The organism is Clostridium sp. D43t1_170807_H7 (assembly GCF_015555905.1).
Taxonomy (GTDB): domain Bacteria; phylum Bacillota; class Clostridia; order Clostridiales; family Clostridiaceae; genus Clostridium.
In genome coordinates, this window is sequence record NZ_JADNLK010000023.1 from 1 (window position 1) to 19,054 (window position 19,054).

Annotated in this window: 18 protein-coding genes; 4 read left to right on the forward strand and 14 right to left on the reverse strand. The window is 27.1% G+C overall.

What is annotated here, in order from left to right:
* Nucleotides 1–86: 86 nt before the first annotated feature.
* The 7 genes from I2E98_RS12795 to I2E98_RS12825 form a co-directional block, all read right to left on the reverse strand.
* A complete protein-coding gene (locus I2E98_RS12795; protein ID WP_195469286.1) occupies nucleotides 87–884 on the reverse strand; it encodes a GTP pyrophosphokinase family protein in 798 nt (265 codons plus the stop codon).
* A 150-nt stretch (nucleotides 885–1,034) separates the two neighbouring features.
* Nucleotides 1,035–1,724, reverse strand: a complete 690-nt coding sequence (locus tag I2E98_RS12800; RefSeq protein ID WP_195469287.1) for a metallophosphoesterase — start codon at nucleotides 1,722–1,724, stop codon at nucleotides 1,035–1,037.
* A 239-nt stretch (nucleotides 1,725–1,963) separates the two neighbouring features.
* Nucleotides 1,964–3,184 (reverse strand): tyrosine--tRNA ligase, encoded by a 1,221-nt coding sequence (tyrS, locus tag I2E98_RS12805; protein ID WP_195469288.1) that lies wholly within the window; start codon nucleotides 3,182–3,184, stop codon nucleotides 1,964–1,966.
* Nucleotides 3,185–3,416: 232 nt separating this feature from the next.
* Entirely contained in the window at nucleotides 3,417–3,830 is a 414-nt protein-coding gene (locus tag I2E98_RS12810; protein WP_195469289.1) for a hypothetical protein, read from the reverse strand.
* A gap of 182 nt (nucleotides 3,831–4,012) precedes the next feature.
* Nucleotides 4,013–5,158 carry an RNA-binding domain-containing protein gene (locus tag I2E98_RS12815; protein ID WP_195469290.1) on the reverse strand — a complete coding sequence of 382 codons (1,146 nt, stop codon included), beginning with the start codon at nucleotides 5,156–5,158 and terminating at the stop codon, nucleotides 4,013–4,015.
* 247 nt (nucleotides 5,159–5,405) lie between these two features.
* Entirely contained in the window at nucleotides 5,406–6,533 is a 1,128-nt protein-coding gene (locus tag I2E98_RS12820) for a Ger(x)C family spore germination protein (RefSeq protein WP_195469291.1), read from the reverse strand.
* Nucleotides 6,520–7,941, reverse strand: coding sequence for a spore germination protein (locus I2E98_RS12825; protein ID WP_195469292.1), 1,422 nt, complete (start codon nucleotides 7,939–7,941; stop codon nucleotides 6,520–6,522). The genes I2E98_RS12820 and I2E98_RS12825 overlap by 14 nt, the downstream gene beginning before the upstream one ends.
* Nucleotides 7,942–8,044: 103 nt before the next feature.
* On the opposite strand from I2E98_RS12825, the gene I2E98_RS12830 reads away from it, so the two are divergent.
* Nucleotides 8,045–9,115, forward strand: a complete 1,071-nt coding sequence (locus I2E98_RS12830; RefSeq protein WP_195469293.1) for an endospore germination permease — start codon at nucleotides 8,045–8,047, stop codon at nucleotides 9,113–9,115.
* Nucleotides 9,116–9,285: 170 nt separating this feature from the next.
* Nucleotides 9,286–9,450: a zinc-ribbon domain-containing protein gene (locus I2E98_RS12835; RefSeq protein WP_133016848.1), complete on the forward strand. Its 165-nt coding sequence runs from the start codon at nucleotides 9,286–9,288 to the stop codon at nucleotides 9,448–9,450.
* Between the two features lie 80 nt (nucleotides 9,451–9,530).
* On the opposite strand, the gene I2E98_RS12840 is transcribed toward I2E98_RS12835, so the two are convergent.
* The gene (locus I2E98_RS12840; protein WP_195469294.1) at nucleotides 9,531–10,217 is read right to left on the reverse strand and encodes a sugar phosphate nucleotidyltransferase; all 687 of its coding nucleotides are present in this window, start codon (nucleotides 10,215–10,217) and stop codon (nucleotides 9,531–9,533) included.
* A 234-nt stretch (nucleotides 10,218–10,451) separates the two neighbouring features.
* On the opposite strand from I2E98_RS12840, the gene trpS reads away from it, so the two are divergent.
* Entirely contained in the window at nucleotides 10,452–11,450 is a 999-nt protein-coding gene (gene trpS / locus I2E98_RS12845) for a tryptophan--tRNA ligase (protein WP_195469320.1), read from the forward strand.
* 506 nt (nucleotides 11,451–11,956) lie between these two features.
* On the forward strand, nucleotides 11,957–12,784 hold the full coding sequence (locus tag I2E98_RS12850) for an O-antigen ligase family protein (RefSeq protein ID WP_207737621.1): 828 nt from the start codon (nucleotides 11,957–11,959) through the stop codon (nucleotides 12,782–12,784).
* A gap of 120 nt (nucleotides 12,785–12,904) precedes the next feature.
* On the opposite strand, the gene galU is transcribed toward I2E98_RS12850, so the two are convergent.
* From galU to I2E98_RS12880, 6 genes are all read right to left on the reverse strand, one after another.
* A complete protein-coding gene (gene galU / locus I2E98_RS12855; RefSeq protein WP_195469296.1) occupies nucleotides 12,905–13,774 on the reverse strand; it encodes a UTP--glucose-1-phosphate uridylyltransferase GalU in 870 nt (289 codons plus the stop codon).
* Nucleotides 13,775–13,860: 86 nt separating this feature from the next.
* On the reverse strand, nucleotides 13,861–14,910 hold the full coding sequence (locus I2E98_RS12860) for an alcohol dehydrogenase catalytic domain-containing protein (protein ID WP_195469297.1): 1,050 nt from the start codon (nucleotides 14,908–14,910) through the stop codon (nucleotides 13,861–13,863).
* A gap of 4 nt (nucleotides 14,911–14,914) precedes the next feature.
* Nucleotides 14,915–15,616 (reverse strand): 2-C-methyl-D-erythritol 4-phosphate cytidylyltransferase, encoded by a 702-nt coding sequence (gene ispD, locus I2E98_RS12865; protein WP_195469298.1) that lies wholly within the window; start codon nucleotides 15,614–15,616, stop codon nucleotides 14,915–14,917.
* 26 nt (nucleotides 15,617–15,642) lie between these two features.
* Nucleotides 15,643–16,782: a CDP-glycerol glycerophosphotransferase family protein gene (locus I2E98_RS12870; RefSeq protein WP_195469299.1), complete on the reverse strand. Its 1,140-nt coding sequence runs from the start codon at nucleotides 16,780–16,782 to the stop codon at nucleotides 15,643–15,645.
* A gap of 32 nt (nucleotides 16,783–16,814) precedes the next feature.
* A complete protein-coding gene (locus tag I2E98_RS12875) occupies nucleotides 16,815–17,906 on the reverse strand; it encodes an EpsG family protein (RefSeq protein WP_195469300.1) in 1,092 nt (363 codons plus the stop codon).
* Between the two features lie 13 nt (nucleotides 17,907–17,919).
* Entirely contained in the window at nucleotides 17,920–19,044 is a 1,125-nt protein-coding gene (locus I2E98_RS12880; protein ID WP_195469301.1) for a glycosyltransferase family 1 protein, read from the reverse strand.
* Nucleotides 19,045–19,054 lie beyond the last annotated feature (10 nt).

The window sequence follows — 19,054 nt, forward strand, 5'->3', positions numbered from 1 at the left end:
AACTTCACTTCTTATTTTTTCCATATAAACTTTTAATAATCACTTAATCCAGCCGTCGCTTTTAGCGATTTAGTTCTATTATTCAATTATTCGCTTTCTTTGTAGCGTATAATATCTTTCTTTATGCTGCTTAAAAGATTATTTAACTCCCAGACTTCACCTTCATCTACAAGCTTATTTAACATAACCTGATATCTACTTGCTTCTGCTATTTTTCCTATGGACATTAAAGTCATTATATTGTTCATTATATTAGTTATTATATCTGACTTAACCTCAAATAATCTTTGGGCATCTTTTATTTCGTCCTTTATTTCTAGCATTTGCTCATCCAAATTAAATGCTGAATCTGCTGCTTCTTTTAATTTTTCTTGTATTTCTTTAGGAATATGCTGTTTATACTTATAATTTAAAGAATGCTCTATTGTAGCCCAGAAATTCATTGCTAGAGTTCTTATTTGAAACTCCGCTAATATATCCCTTGGCCCTTCTGCCATATAAACAGTATACTTAATAATCATATGGTAACTTCTATATCCACTTTGTTTAACATTTCTTACATAGTCTTTTTCATAAAGTATTTGCATATCTCGTCTTGCTCTAATAAGTTCAATAACTGTATCTATATCATCAACAAACTGGCACATTATTCTTATACCAGCTATATCCTCCATTTCCTGTCCTACTCTATCAAGAGGAATTCCAAACTTATTTGCTTTCTCTAAAAGACTTGAAACTTCCTTAACTCTTCCTGTAACAAACTCAATTGGAGAATATTCATTTCTTTTTCTATATTCTTTTCTTATACTCTTTAGTTTAACCTTAAGCTCATCTACCGCTTGTTCATAAGGCATAAGGAAACTCTTCCAATTTTGCATTGCCATAAAACATCACCCTTATATTTAGTACAAATACATTATATCAAAAACACCAAAAACTGTAACTAAAAATCACATAATTGCAATTTCAAATTTTTGTTTTAAAAGTATAATATCTATATAATCTATATATTTTATATCTTAATTTATATCTCTTTAATCTAATATTTTAATAGGATCAAAATCAATAAAATCACATGAAGTCATTATATATTCTACTCCATTAATATCCCCTTCTATTGCTTTCACATTAGATGGTCCATGTAAGTGTCCATAAACAACTTTTTCAACTTTATATTCTTTGAAAATTTTCATAAACTCAGTTTCTTCATTTTCATTACCGAAAGGTGGATAATGAATCATTACAATAAATTTATTAAATCCAGCCTTTTTTGCTGAATCTAATGATAGTTTTATTCTTATTTGCTCTCTTGCATATATCTTTGCATCTTTAGAATTAAATTTATCACTACTCGGATCAATCCAACCCCTTGTTCCACAAATGGCATAATCATTATACACATAAAAATTATTTTGTACGAATTTCATATTATCATACATAGCATTTAATTTTGATATACTACTCCACCAATAATCATGATTTCCTTTACTTATAATTTTTTTACCTGGTAAATTGCTTATCCATTCTAAATCTACTTTACTATCCTCAGATTTCATAGACCAAGAAATATCTCCTGCAATTAATACTGTGTCTTCTTCTGTTACTTTATCTGTCCAATTTTTCTTTATCTTTTCATCATGGTTAATCCAATGGCCACCAAATATATCCATAGGCTTATCTGTACTTAATGCAAGATGTAAATCGGAAATAGCATATAAAGCCATAGTACTCCCCCTTATCTCATGTCAAAATTCATACATCTATATATTATAACCACATAATATAGTTTAAACAATTATAATATTTTATACTCCCTCACCGTAAGTGAATATATTACATGGATATAATAAACTTTTCTCAAAAATGACTGAATCAAAATTATTGAGCTACTCCTTGCCGAATATATAGTAAAATAAAGGGGCTGTCGCACTAAATAATTAGTGCGACAGCCCCTTTTATTATATTATTCAACAACTATCTTGTGGTAGTTCTTCTTTCCTCTTTTAATTAAAGCTGCTCCATCTTGTATATCTTCTTCAGTAAATAATCTTGCTACTTCTGTAACCTTTTCTCCATTTATAGAAAGACCACCTTGTTGGATTAATCTTCTTCCTTCAGCTTTTGAAGGAACTATCTTAGTTTCAGCAATAACATCAAGAACAGTTTTTCCAAAGCTTTCAGCTGTAACTGTAACTGTTGGAACATTACTCATATCAACTCCACCAGCAAATAATGCTTCTGCAGCTGATTTAGCTTTGTTTGCTTCCTCTTCACCATGAACAAGCTTAGTTACCTCATAAGCAAGAATTGCTTTTGCTTTATTTATTTCTGCACCTTCTAAGGCTCCAAGTCTTCTTACTTCATCCATAGGTAAGAATGTTAATAACGCTAAACATTTCTCAACATCAGCATCATCTACATTTCTCCAGTATTGATAGAAATCAAATGGCGATGTCTTTTCTGGATCTAACCATAATGCTCCACCAACTGTTTTACCCATCTTTTGACCTTGGCTGTTAGTTAATAATGTACAAGTCATTGCCATAGCTTGACCTTGAGCTTTTCTTCTAACTAATTCAACACCAGCGATCATATTTGACCATTGGTCATCTCCACCTAGTTCCATTTTACAGTTGTATTTTTGATTTAATACATAGAAATCATATCCTTGCATTAACATATAGTTAAATTCTAAGAATGATAATCCCTTTTCTAATCTTTGCTTGAAGCATTCAGCTGTTAACATTCTATTTACTGAGAAGTGAACTCCTACCTCTCTTAAGAAATCAACATAATTTAAGTTTAATAACCAATCTGCATTATTTACTAATATAGCTTTATCATCTGAGAAATCTATAAATTTCTCCATTTGCTTCTTTATGCAAGAAACATTATGTTCAATTTGCTCTTTTGTAAGCATAGATCTCATATCAGTTTTTCCTGATGGGTCTCCAACCATTGCAGTTCCTCCACCAAGTAAAGCTATTGGTCTATGACCAGCTTTTTGCATATGTGCCATAAACATCATTGCTATAAAGTGACCTACATGTAAACTATCAGCTGTTGGATCAAATCCTATATAAAAAGTTATTTTCTCCTTTTCTAACAATTCTCTTGTTTCTTCTTCATGAGTAAATTGCTTTATGTATCCACGATCTAATAACTCGTCTAAAACGTTAGCCATCTCCTTACCTCCTATAAAAATTCATATATTATTTAGTATATATTTATTACAACGTTTTATCAAGAAGATTTAATTTTCAAAGAATATATTATTTAAACTTCTCGAGAATCCATCTAAACTCTTTAAAACTAAAAAGCCGCCCATTTTGAAGTGTCCCTTGTCAAATAGACAGAGGCACTTCATTTCTGAGTAGCTTTAATTATAATTTATTTAAATTTAATTATTTTCAATCCTATGCTACGTATTCTTTAATACATGATGGTACTTCTTCAGCAGTATCAATATTAACATTAATATATACATTGATACCGAACCTATCTGTTAATCCAGCTATCTTTCTAAATAATTCTGTGGAATCCTTCATAGTGCACCTAACAATATTTGATAATCCATCAATATAGATATTTTCAATATCGTAATTGGATGAAATTATCCCACATAACATGCCATAAAAACTTTGACAATCATCAACTTTATATTCATTAGTATCAACAAACCTTATACCTCTTACTAACTGTAACATTGGTCTAGAATCATCATCAATATAAACGGCATCGCCTTTAGCACTTATTTGTTGGTGGTTGGCTAATTCTATTAACCTTTTTGTCTTTCCAGAGCCTCTTCTTGCACAAAAAACTTGAATCATTGGAACCACTCCTTCTTTTTTAATTATTTTTATAGTTAAGTATCTTCAAAATTTTGTTGAAGATATAAGTTAAACTTTTTACATATAATTTAAAATTCTAGTAACATACCTTTTAGCAAATTAAACTTTAACTAAACTTTCTACACCTTTCTTTAAAGTTATTATTAGCCATATAAATTTTATTATTCCATGCTTATAGGCAAAATAACCTTAAAACAATCATCTAATGTTGAGTTTATTAACCTTACCTTTCTTTTTCCTTTGAATGCTTCCTTTATTCTTACTAATCCATTACCATCATTAATAAATCTCTTACCTTCATCTAAAGATATTAATTTATCATAAATCCACATATTTCTCTTATTATATCCCATATCTCCAAACATATTACTCTTAGATACTAATTGTCCAGGACTTATAACTATGATTGAGTTCTTTGTTAATATTACTTCTATCAACTTATTTATAATTGAATACTCCCTATACATTACTGAATTCTTTACAGCTTCCATAACAGCAAAAACTGGATAGTCTTTTGGTAATAACGTATACATTTCTTTTTCAGTTTTATCTATCATATCTAATAGATTACCATTTATCATAATTGATCTAGGATAATTCTCATTTACTTTATTTATTATTCTTATTGCATTATTGGGAATACATATATTATTACTATCACAAAATACTAATAATCCACCAAAAGTACATCTAACTTTCCTATTTCTTTTGTCTAAATAAGTTATCCCTGCACTTTCTAGTAGAAACTTTTCATTTTCTCTATTAATCTCTATTCCTTTACTTTTGAAATACTTTTCTATTAGTTCCTTATTTAAAAACTCAGCACTACTATTTACTATTTTGCATGTTTCAACTGTTAATAGCTGATTTTCTTCAAATGCTGCCACTAGTTCTGATTTTCTCATAGTATCCGTAATAGACCCTCTTCTTATATGGAATGCTCCAGTTTCTTTTATCTGATAAGGTTTTTGTCCTCCATCAAATATTGTTATTATTCCAATATCAATTCCATCTAAATTTACAACCTCTACTGTTATTGGAATTGGTGGCTCACATCTTGAACTCACAACCTGTTGGATTTTTTCTTCATCTAATGCTTTAAGCTTATTAATTCCAACTAATCGTTTCGTTCTGTCTTCAACTCCTATTATTAGATACCCTCTTCCCCCTTTAGAATTTGCTATAGCACATACATCTTTTGCAAGTTCCTTCTTACCAGATTCTGATGAGATATCTATTTTTAGTTTGAAATCTAATTTAGTACCTTCCCTCTGTTGTATTAAAGATAGTAGCTTTTTCTTATTCATAATATTTTACCTTAAACTCTCTCTAAGATATAATATTCAACTTAAACTAAAACTGCTAATTTTAGCATTAAATTTTAGTAAAAACTTTATAGTAATATATTATATTTATAATAATAAAAAAAAGAACAAAGAAAATAATTTTATTATATATTTTCCTTTGTTCTTTAACACTTAGCAATTTTTAGTTTTATCTCTTTAATTTAATAATACTCTTCTATATTTCTTTTATCATTAATACTTTTAAATATTAAAGGCTATCCTTTGCAACTCCTGTTCCTTTTATAATTAATTTAGTATTAACTTCTAATTCAGTAACACTTAAAGGATTATCTATATTTTCATTTGGATAATACATTTCTGCTAATCTATCAATATCAAAAATATCTAGATTTTCTTCTTTATATTTATTAAATAAATATTCAGCATATCCATTTATATATGCTTCCTCATTTACTTTAATATAGTCTAATGCATTAGTATCTACTATCAATTCTCCTTGTATCTCACTTACTGATACCTCAAGATTAACATCCTTTATTAGTTTATATTTTCCATCTTGGAATTCTAACTTATCTTTCATGCTACTATCTAATATTTGTAATGTAATAAAATTTTCTTTACTTTGGGGATTGGTAATCTCTAAGGTTCCACTCTTTGCATTTCCCATCATAATGTTATAAATCAAACTATTTTCCATATCTATTCTCACTACTAAAACATTATCTTTAAAAACAGATGAACCTTGTATTTCAATCTTTTTATCTATAGCATTATCCTCTAATGATATTGATGTTAATAAGGCTGTGTTACTTCCCATTAAGATATTGCTTAAATAATAGTTTATATTTGAGCGTACAGCCCTAGAATTATACTTTGCCTTACCAACTAGATCATTTAAAAACAATCCTAAATACTCTTCATCTGTAGATACAGTCTTTAATAATTCATCTACATCACCATAATATACAAAGGCACTTGGCTTCATTGAAAATTCACTATTATTATTAATTAAATCTAAAAACTTTTTAATACCTTTTCTAGAAGCTTTTTCAGTAAAAATATAAGCCCTTGTTTGACTATAATCTAATTTAAAACTTGATGCCCTATTTATATCATTTATGGCTTCTAAAGCAGTTTTACCTTCACCTTTATAAATTATCCTTCGTCCTTTATCTGAACTATCGTTAGTGCTTCTATATGGCTTAATACAATCTAAATAAACTATTTCTTGACCTAAATCATCTACATCAAAAATAATACTTGTTGGAAATGTAACTTTATTAATATCATGATAATCGAAACAACCAGTTAAAAGTAATGGTAGAAGTAATAAACTTAATAATATCGAAATTTTTCTTCTTTTATTTTTTAGCATCCTTCTTACCCCCTGTTCCTATTATCTTTCTTGAAATTCTGTCTAATTTACCTCTAAAAAATACATCTCTAAATCTATATTCACTTAAGCTACCTAGAGGGAATAAGAATGGATATCCCACTGATTCTAACTCTGATATTTGAATAATATAAATTAATGATGCACATAAAAATCCTGGTATTCCAAGCAATGATGAAGATAACATTATTACTATTGACCAAAATGAAACAGCACCATATACCTTAGGAATTAAGAAATAACTTAATGTACTTACTGCAACTACTATTATTGTAATTCTTGATGCAATTCCAGCTCCTACTGCCGCATCACCTAAAATAAGAGCAGAAACTATACTCATTGCCCCACCTATTGGATGAGGTAACCTTAACCCAGCTTCCTTTATAAGTTGAAAAGCTATAATCATAACAAAGACTTCAACAACTGTTGGTAATGGCACACCAGCCCTTGATACTGCGAGCCTAAATACAAAAAGACTTGGTATCATTGAAAAATGATATGTAATAATTGCTACATAAAGTCCCGGTAAAAATGAAGCAACTAAGAAGGCAAACCATCTTAATATCCTATTAAAATTTGTATAGTATCTATTTATATAGTAATCATCTGGCATTTGAAAATTTTCTAAAAAGAAATATGGTACTGTAATTACAAATGGTGTACCATCTACTAAAATACCTATACGCCCTTCGAAAATCTTTGCTGCAACTTCATCTGGCTTTTCAGTATATCCTACCGTATCAAAAAATGAATGCTGATGCTTTAAATTTGCTTCTATATAATTTGAATCTAAAACAAATCTTAAATCTAAATTTTTAAGTTTATCCTTTACTTTATTAACTAACTCATCTGGTGCAATCCCCTTTATATAAGCAATTGCAACTGCTGTTTGTGACTCTTCTCCAACTACAACTGTTTCAAACTTTAAGTCTGGATTCTTAACACGCCTACGAATTAATGCAACATTATCTACTATAAGTTCATTAAATCCCTCTCTAGGTCCCTTTAATACAGCTTCAGTTTCTGGAACTCCTATACCTCTTCTTGGGAAATTTTTAACTTCACAAAATATAATTTCGTTAAAATCCTTTAAAATTAGTATTACATCTCCAGATAAAACATGCATAAGCGCATCATCTAAATCTGTTGCCATTCCTGTTGCACTTATATCAAGTACCTTCTCTAATAAATCATTTGGAGATTTTATACTTGTATTTTTTAATTCTCCGAATCCTCTTAATGGTAATATTAAGTATTCCATCATCCATTGACCATTACATAAGTCATCTATGAATACTAAAGTACCATCGCCTATTATTGTTTTGACATCTCTATATTTAACGTCAAAACATCCTTCAAATCGTTCTTTTACATAACTTAAATTATCCATTTGCATCACCTAAGAATATTATTCCTCTCACCATGTTTAATATTCATTTTTTTGAGAATAATAAAATAGACTTAGCATATTTTTAGAAGTTGGAGGAAAAGAAATGAATAAATTATCAGCAAAACACTTTATACTTTTTGTCTTTGGTGTTACATATATATCTTTTAAGACATATCCTTCTCTGTTTATTGCAGAAGGGGGAAGAGACACATGGCTATATACATTAATTATTTATTTAATTTTCTTTGCATTTGCCATGTACTTAATTTATGTTATGGATTCTCGAAAAGTTTATAATATAAATGAAGTTTTTACACAGGGCTTATCTAAACCTTTAGGTAACATATTTTTATTTTTGTTTGCCCTTGGTTTATTTCTAGCTGCCCTTGAGTCTGCAGCAGTAGAAACTAATATAGTTAAATCTTGCTTTTTCCTTGAAACTCCTAGTTGGTATATAATTATATTTTTTCTTCTACCATCAGTTTTTTTAATAGGAAAAAGTATAGGTTCATTTTTAATTTTTGTAATAATTCTTGTATCTTCATTAGGTGTTAATACTTTTATCTTATCTGCAATTACTGAAAAGTATAAGGATATAAAGTATATTATGCCTGTTTTTGCAGGTAACATAGCAGGTGAATTTTTATCAACATTTTTATTAGTTCTAGGTTCACTTTCTGCTTTTGTTATTGCTTTACCATATTTAAGATATTTGAATACAGGAAAAAATTTAAGAAAACATAGCTTTATAGCTTTAGGTATACTAGGTGCTATATGTATTTATATTCTTATTGGAATACTATCTACATTTGGACCTCTTAGAGCTGCTAATCTCTTTTATCCTGAATTTGTTCAAAGTCAGAGAGTTCAACTTTGTGGCTTCTTGGAGTTTGGAGATTTCTTTTTCTTATATCAAACAGTTGCTGGCTTTTTCTTAAAATATGCAATTGCAACCTATGGAGTATATATAATTTATAAAAAACATATAAAAAATCATAAATACTTTACTACAGTTTATACTCTAGCAATATTTATATTTGGAACATTTTTATCAAGAAATAATTACATTCTATTTTATATTCTTAAATATTATCAATATATTAATTTAGTATTATTTGTGGCTGTTCCAATTATTGCATTTACTACCTTTAGCTTAAGATATAAGAAAAAATAACTTTCTTTCAAAGTATGTTTGTTGCATTTTTACCAAATTATGCTATAATAATAGTGTAATAAAAATCATTAGGAAATTCTATGATAATATCATTAAAGTACCCCTTTTCCTTAGGTGTATAGTTAGTAGTTATCAAGATTCACCCTATGGATTTTAAGGAGGTATATGAAATGGAAGATAAGAAGATTATCTGCAAAGACTGTGGGAAGGAATTTATATTTACTGTAGGAGAACAAGAATTCTACAAAGAAAAAGGGTTTGAAAATGATCCTGTTAGATGTCCTGATTGCAGAAGAGCTAGAAAAGCTCAAAAGATGAATAGAGAAAGAAGATAATTCTTTTGAATTAGTAAGGAGCTGCGTTGCAGCTCCTTTTTTATGTTATCTTTTATTTGAAAATGGCAATATATTATATCTTATTTATTCTCGACAATACTTTTTACCATATTAAGCTCTTCTATATTATCTATTTCATAAATATCATCATCATTTATTTCTTCAATTCTTACATCTAAATCTTTTAAATTATTCTTAACTATGTCATCCCAATAAAGATTTGTAAAATCACCTGTTTTAAGAGCTTCTTCTATTCTATCCTTAATTAGAATTCCATCATTCTTGCTCCAATAAGAAACACCACATAAAATAAAACCATCACCATTAATTATTTCTATATCATTAACCTTTTTATTTTCATCAAAACATAATTTCCATTCATTTTTAACATTTCTTTTATATGCTGAAAAATAAGTAGATTTATTGATATCAGTTACAATAAAATTTCTATTGATATAAACATCAGCATCTATTACATATGAATCAGCTAAATATTCTCTCACAAGATACATGCTATATATATTGTTATATATATCATACTTATCATTAAAAACTAATTTTACACCATACTTTTCCTTAAGATATTTAAATTTCTCATTTAAATATCCTGTAACAACTATTATCTCATTTATTCCTTTTTCTTTTAAAAACTCAACTTGTCTCTCTAATAATGGCTTTCCATTTACCTCAATTAAAGATTTTGGCGTTTCTAAGGTTAATGGTCTTAATCTTGTTCCCATTCCAGCTGCTAATAATATTGCTCTCATTTATCTCCACTCCTAAATATTTATAATAAAATTTAATTTTCCATATATTAATTTACTTAATATTACTATAATATCTATATAAATTCAAATACTCTAATAATTAAGTAAATTTGCATTTATACTATTTTAAAGTATATAATATAGATATAACTTACATAAAGAAATTTATATTTAATTTATATATTATACTTAAAACGTTTATATAAAAGAGAAGAGGTGCTATCTTTGGATAATATATTAGATAAAAAGAAAATTATTTTCAGCGGTATTCAACCTTCTGGAAATTTAACCTTAGGAAATTATTTAGGAGCATTAAAAAACTGGGTTAAACTTCAAGATGAATACGATTGTTTCTTCTGTGTTGTTGATTTACATGCCATAACAGTTAAACAAGTTCCTGCTGATTTAAGAAAGAGAACTTTAGAAGTATTAGCTATTTATATAGCTTGTGGAATTGATCCAGATAAAAATACATTATTTATTCAATCACATGTACCAGCTCATTCAGAAGGTGCTTGGCTTTTAACATGCAACACTTATATGGGTGAACTTTCAAGAATGACTCAATTTAAAGATAAGTCTCAAAAACATGGTGATTCTATTCCTGCAGGATTATTTACTTATCCAGTACTTATGGCTGCAGATATATTATTATATAATACAGACTTGGTTCCAGTTGGAAGTGACCAAAAGCAACACTTAGAATTAGCTAGAGATTTAGCTAATAGATTTAATAATGCTTATAGTCCAACATTCAAGGTTCCAGACCCATACATTCCACCAGTTGGCGCAAAAGTCATGAGCTTACAAGATCCAACTAAGAAAATGTCAAAATCAGATGATAATCCAAATAGCTATATCTTAATTATGGATCCACCTGAAGTTATAAGAAAAAAAATAGCTAGAGCTGTTACTGATAGCATTGGTGTTGTTAACTACTCCGATGAACAACCAGGAGTTAAAAACTTACTTGATATTCTAATTGCAATTAAAGGATATAGTAAAGAAGAAGTTGTAGCTCTATATGAAGGAAAAGGATATGCAGATTTAAAGAAGGATGTTGCAGATGCAATTGTAGATGAGTTATCTCCTATTCAAGAAAAAGTTAATAGCTTACTTAAAGATAAGAAAGCTTTAGAAGAAATTTATAAATTAGGTGCAGAAAAGGCAAATTATGCTGCAATTAAAACTCTAAGAAAAATGCAAAAGAAAATTGGACTTATACCAAGATAGAAATACTTAACTTTAACTTAAGGGCTGTTGCATAAAATTAAATTATATTAATGAATATGTAACAGCCTTATATTTTTAATATAATGAGGTTATTTATGAAAATATATATTAAAATAATTCAGATTATAACATTATTATTTATAATGTTAAATCCATTAATATTGAGCTCTAGTAAATTTAATACAGATCTCTTAATTTACTTGCTTATAATGATTCAATTTATTGGATTTTTATTTTTTAAATCTGAACAAAAAAGAATCTTTAACTTAATTAAAACAATATATTCTCAAAAAATACTCTTTAGCCTAATAATATTAAACATAATATTATATCTATCTACTTTAATTGCATATGATAAAAGGCTAAGTATTACTCATAGCATACGGTTTTCACTATACATATTTATTTTCTATACTATTTCTTATATATGTATAAATAAAAATAATATACGACTATTCATAAATAGTTTCTTAGTTACTAATTTAGTAATTACATATTATTCGTTAATGGAAATTAAATCACTTTATAGTGCTGGTTTGACTATTAGTAGAGATAATAGAATTGCATCACTTTTAGAAAATTCAAATAACTTAGGAATTTTTTCATTAATGTGTTTATTTATTTCATTAATGTTACTTATAGATTCAAAGAAAATATTCCTAAAAATATTTTATGGACTTATATTTGCTTGTAGTTCATTTAATATAATAGTATGTCAATCACGTAATGCAATTTTAGGAATAATTATAGGTATAGCAATAATTACAGTTATTTATAATAAAAAATTATTATATTTATATATATTATCACCATTATTATTACTTATACCTCAAATAAGAATACTAGCATTAACTCTTTTATCACTTACTCCTGATAGCTCAAGATATAAAATTTGGAAAACAACAGCATTAATGATAAAAGACCATCCTCTATTTGGAATAGGGTATGAAAATTATTCAGTTTTATATCTTGATTATGTAAATAAATCAAAAGAAACCCTTACTACTATGGAGGGATATGGTTGGGTGGCACAACATCCTCATAACATGTTTTTAAAATTTCAAGTAGAAACAGGAATTTTAGGAAGTATTTCATTATTAATCTTCCTAACAATAACATCTATTGTACTATTTAAATATATCAATAATAAAAACAATAAAATAAATAAATTAATACTATCTATATTTATTGTATTTATTACTTTTAATTTATTAAGTATTTTTGATTGTTATTATAGTGCACAAAAATTATCAACAGCAATATTTATTATTTTAGGTTTTGGTATGTCTCTAATAAATATATATAATAAAAATAGTTTTTCATATTCTAATTAAACTATGTTAATTATACACATCATATAAGTAAAAAATCATGCAAATACTAGATATGTTTTATCTAGACATGCATGATTTTTTATTTATATAATTTCTTAAAGATTTATATAAATAACTTTATTATTTTTGCCATGGTTCAGTCCTTAGATATTCTATAAATTCTTCTCTTAATTCCGGTCTCTTTAACGCAAACTCAATAGTTGCTTCTAAAAATCCTAGTTTATCTCCAACATCATATCTTTTTCCATCAAAATTATAAGCATACATGGCTTCATTAGCAATTAATGTTTGAAGGGCATCAGTTAATTGAATTTCATTTGCCTTACCAGGCTTAGTATTTTCTAATATCTCAAAAATTTTAGGTGTTATTATATATCTACCTAAAATAGCTATATTACTTGGTGCTTCTTCTAATGATGGCTTTTCAATTAACTTCTTAACTTTATATACCTTATCTTCAATATGAAGGCCATCAATTATACCATACTTGTTAACATTTTCAGAATCTACAGTTTGAACACCTAATATTGTTGTCTTATACTCATTAAAACAATTTATTAATTGCTTTAAACAAGGAACCTCACTATCAACAACATCATCACCTAACATAACTGCAAAAGGTTCATTACCTACGAAAGACTTTGCACAATGAATAGCATGACCTAATCCTCTAGGTTCCTTTTGCCTTATATAATAAATATCTACCATATCAGATATCCTTTTAACTACTTCTAACATTTCTTGCTTTCCTGCTTTTTCAAGTTCCATTTCTAATTCAACAGACTTATCAAAATGATCCTCTATAGACTTTTTATTTCTACCTGTTATTATTAATATTTCTTCAATCCCAGATTCTACTGCTTCTTCAATTATATATTGAATTGTAGGCTTATCAACTATAGGTAGCATTTCCTTTGGCTGAGCTTTAGTAGCCGGTAAAAACCTTGTACCAAGTCCAGCTGCAGGTATAATTGCCTTTCTTACTTTCATACAATACCCTCCCTAATTATTATTATGTATTACTATTATACTATTCTTTACATATAATTAAATTAATAATATTTTTTATATTAATTTTATAAATTAAATCTTAAAATACTTTTACCTAGTTTTCTATTTTTATTTGCTTCTTCAAAAGCATTATAATAATCTACAATATTTCTTATTTCAACTTTTTCAGTTATTAATTCCTTGATTTTACTTCTAAACTCATGATTTTCTAAAAGCTTTATAGACTTTTCAAAATCCTTTTTAGTACTTCTTGTACTACCTGTTATAGTTAAACCCTTTTCTAAGATTTTTCTAGTATTAATTAATATATCATTTTCAGATACACCAGTTAATACTATCTTTCCTCCAATTTTAATACAATCTATAATTTGATTAATTGCAAAGCTTGATGAATCTCCACCAACACATTCGAATGCCATATCAATATTAGTTCTTTTTATTTGTTTTTCATCAACTATATCATATTTTAAATCAGTAGGAAATTTATCTATCTTCTCAATATTTTTTCCAACTATAACTAGTTTGCATTTTGGATATAAAATTCTTATACTACTTGCAAGAATATATCCTAAAATACCATCCCCCCAAATAGCAATAGTACTATGCTCTTCAATTTCTATTCTTCTTATTGCAGCCATAGCAACAGATATTAACTCTGAAAATACAGCTACTTCTAATATTTCTTCATCATCAGGTATTTTTACTAAACTATTTGTTGGATATGATATTATTTCAGTTGAAAAACCATCTGAATTACTTGATGCAAACTTAGCACTTGGGCAGTAATTTTCTCCTAATGAATCATCCTTGCAAAAATCACTTTCACAAGTATCACATTTTTTTACTACATTAGGTACTAATACAACTTTATCTCCTACATTAAAGCTGCCATCTTCACATCTTATTATAGTTCCAGTTGCTTCATGTAATAATCTCATTGGATATTTAAGTCCTAATAATCTTGAATCTCTATTTCCTAGATAATACCTTAAGTCTGCCTTACATATGCAGCCATTATCAATTTTAATAATAGAATGTCCCTCTTTATACCTTACTTGCTCTATATCCACCTCAAACCTCTTAGGCGATACTATCTTAAAGCCTCTAGTTAACATTAAATTACCTCGCTTTACCTATTTTTACTACAGATTTCAATAAAAGTAAGTCTTCAAATGTAGTTACCTTAAAATTAAGCTTATCCCCATTAACTAAATGAACATCGTGATTTAACTTTAATACTAATTGACAATCATCAGTTGCATCAATAGTATTATTATTTATTGAAAACTCATGAGCCTCTTTAATTAATGAATACTTGAAGCTTTGTGGAGTTTGACCTAGATATAACTCACTTCTTACAGGTACACTATCAATTGTACTATCATTAGTACTTCTTATAATTGTGTCTGCTGAAGGTATTACTGTATCAACAGCTCCATATTCCTTTGCTCCCACTATGTTATCATTAATTATTCGTTGTGATATTAATGGTCTTGCTGCATCATGAATTATTAATATATCTTCATCTGTACATACATCTTCTAATGCTTTTATTGCTCTATATGTTGATTCTTGTCTTGTATTTCCACCTGAAATAATCCATTTAACTTTATTAACACCAAATTGTCTTATCCAAATATTTAAATCTTCTTTCCATTCATCTTTACATACAACAGCAATACTATCTATTTCACTATTTAAATCAAAGCTTTCTAATGTATGTATTATAAGTGGTTTCCCATATATATCAATAAATTGTTTTGGAATATCGCTCCCCATTCTCGTTCCACTACCACCGGCTAAAATAACTCCAATATTCATTTTATATCCTCCTACAATCACTTACTTTATTTATTTTCTCCACTAAATAATAATTTATATACTCTTTCCGTTGATCTTCCATCTTTATAATCATCATAATCCTGCATAAAATTCTCTAATCTTTCAGAAGCGTCTTTTAATATTTCCTTATTTTTTATTGCTTCTGCAAGTTCATCTGTACTATATAAAATTGGTCCTGGAACATAAGAGTCATATTCCTTATAAAACCCTCCCCAATTTTTAATATATTCATCTTTATCATATGCATAAAATAATACTGGTTTATTCTTTTGGAATCCAAAATCATAAAATACTGATGAATAATCAGTAATCAATATATCTGATATAACTAATAATTCTTGAATATCATCATAATATGAAACATCATAAACAAATTCTTTTAACTTATCATCAATCTGTATCTTTTCACTAATAAAATAATGACTTTTTATAAGTAATATATATTCATCATTTAACTCTTTATATAGCTTATTAACATCTAATTTAAAATCAAATTCCTTTTCTGCTGCTCTATGTGTTGGTGCATAAAGAATAATTTTTTTATTTTGAGGAAATATATCTTTGTATTTATTTTTTATTCTTCTTAACTTATCTTCATCATAAAAAATATCATTTCTAGGTAGACCATATGGATAAATTTTATTTTCATCTATACATAATGCTCCTGAATAAATACTTTTAATATTTTCTGATGAACATACTAAATAAGTAATATTATTACCATCATTTTTTAAATCTTCTAATCCTTCCTTTGGTCTTTTTATATCAGCTCCAAATTTTTTAAAAACACCAACTCCATGCCATATCATCATATAAATTTGGTTTTTCTTTGGCGCAATATGTCTATTTCTATGTGAGTTAGTTACCCAATACTTTGATGTTGCATTATAATAAAAATACTTAAGTGTATTTCTTTTTACAATTATTAAGTTATCCCCTGTTATTGGACACTCTTCCTTATTATAAACCCATACATATTGCATATCATTTCTTTTAGTTTTCATATATTCATATAAAACTTTTATACTATCCGAATATTTTTCTCCATGAAATGATTCAAAAAATATTCTATTTTCTCTAACCTTAGTTCCCTTTAATAAAGTAAATATACACTTCTTATATAAATAAGCTATATCGATTTTCATTTTAATTACTCCTTATAATAATAATTTAATTATCATTTAAATCCAAAACTCTCATTACTACTAAATATACTTTTATATGGTGTATATGGCTGATTTGAACTGTTTCCATGCTTTATAGGTCCCATCATAGTATTTATTGATAATAAAATTACTGTTGCGAATATAGCTAACTTTAATGGCTTTCTTTCAGTTCTTCTTATGATTATAGCAAATAAAAATACTTGCATAAAGTATAATCCCATGGAACCTCTTCCTCCTATTATATCTACACTAGAGAAAAATCCCATTACTAATATAGATAAAAAATAACCATTTAAAAATACTAACGCCTTTTTATCTTTTATATTCTTTCTTTTAAAGAACTCAACGAACAATACTAAAAATATAATTCTTTTTATTAAAGACATAGTTAAATTACTTTGATTACTATTTAAATAATAATTTAATTTATATGATATAGTTCCTAATGGTAACATAGCCAATAATCTAAAAATTATAGTAGTTATTTTAAACATAGAAAATAATAGTGCAACAAAGGATGCTCCATAAATTACTTTTCTATCAAATTCTATATAACTTAAGAAATATAGTGGAATTGTAACTACAATAGTTATATGGAAGAGAGATCCACATAAAATTACTATTAAAAATTTCTTTAAATCTCTATTAATAATATATTTAACACTAAGTAACATAAACATGATAGCAATTCCTTGTCTAATTACCCCCATGTCAAACATAATAAATACACTTGTAAAATACATTATTAAACTTAATAATCCATCTTCACTATATTCACATATTAATTTTATTTTCATAGGTATAGCTATAAGTGCACTTATAAATATAACAACAGTAAAAGAATAGCTAATAACATTTAACAAATAATATCCCCATTCAACATTACTAGATCCTTGTGGTACCTTATCTATAGTAATTAAATTAAATATTCTTTTGTAGTTTTCATAATCATAACCTATTCCATCTCTAAATGCTGCAAGTAAAAATAATATACTACCTATTACTATTAAATACATAGTACTTAAATATTTATATTTATAATTAGTTAATATATTAATATACTCACATAATATTAATAATATTAATATTGAAAAATATATCATTTACTGTTCCCCTTTATTTACTCTTGTTTGTATAAATGTTCATAAGCATTTTAATATTATCATTTAAATAATATCCCTTTACTTTTAATTGTTCTTTTATTTTCTCCTTATTAGTTTCTCTTGTCATAGTATTATTTATTATTTCATTAACCCACTTCTCTGCAGACCCATCAATACTTAAGAATTTTACTAATTTTAATCCTAAGTCAACATCTTGAGATATCTTATTAGAAATTATGCAAGGTAATCCCGTACTTTGAGCTTCTACTAATACAACTGGTAATCCTTCAAAAAGAGATGGAAATATTAATAAGTCCATAATATTAAGCCATATATTTATATTACTTTGTAATCCTAAGTATAAAATATTATTTTCTAAGCCTTCATTTTTAATTGAATTTAATATCTCTTCTTTTAGTTCACCATCTCCAATAAATAAAAACTTAAAATCATCATTTTTTTTCTTTAAATCCTTTAATATCTCAACTATAAACTTATGGTTCTTTTGTATATTAAATCTTCCTATATGTCCTAATATTAATTTATTATTTAAATCATATTTGTCCTTTAATGCCTTAATTTCATTATTCATTTCTTCATCCTTAGGTTTAAACTTTTCTATATCTACAGCATTGTTTATAACCTTAAATTTCGCATTTTTTCCAAAGACAAATTTACCTGCTTCTTTTCCACATGCTAATAAGTTAGTTGAACACCTATGCATTAAATTTCTTAATACGGCTGTTTCTGTTTTTCTTTTTAATGTTTGTTCTGTTACATCCTCTGTATTATGTGCATGGCAAACAATAGTCTTTACTCCTGCAAGTTTTGCTGCTAAAGCTACCAATCCACCATGATAATTCATATGAGAATGAACAACATCGTAAGGACCATTTTCCTTTATACACTTATATATTGCTTTAAAATGATTTAAATTTCCTACTTTTGCTCTCGGTGGTACATATATTATTTTTCCACCCATACTTTCAATTTCATCATCATATGCACAACGATGTTCCTGCATAGTTGTAAAATCAAACTGGACCTCATTTTTATCTATATTCCTATACCAGTTCATTATTACAGATTCTGTTCCGCCTCTTTCCATTCCTCCATGAACTTGTAAGACTTTAACCATATGCATCCTC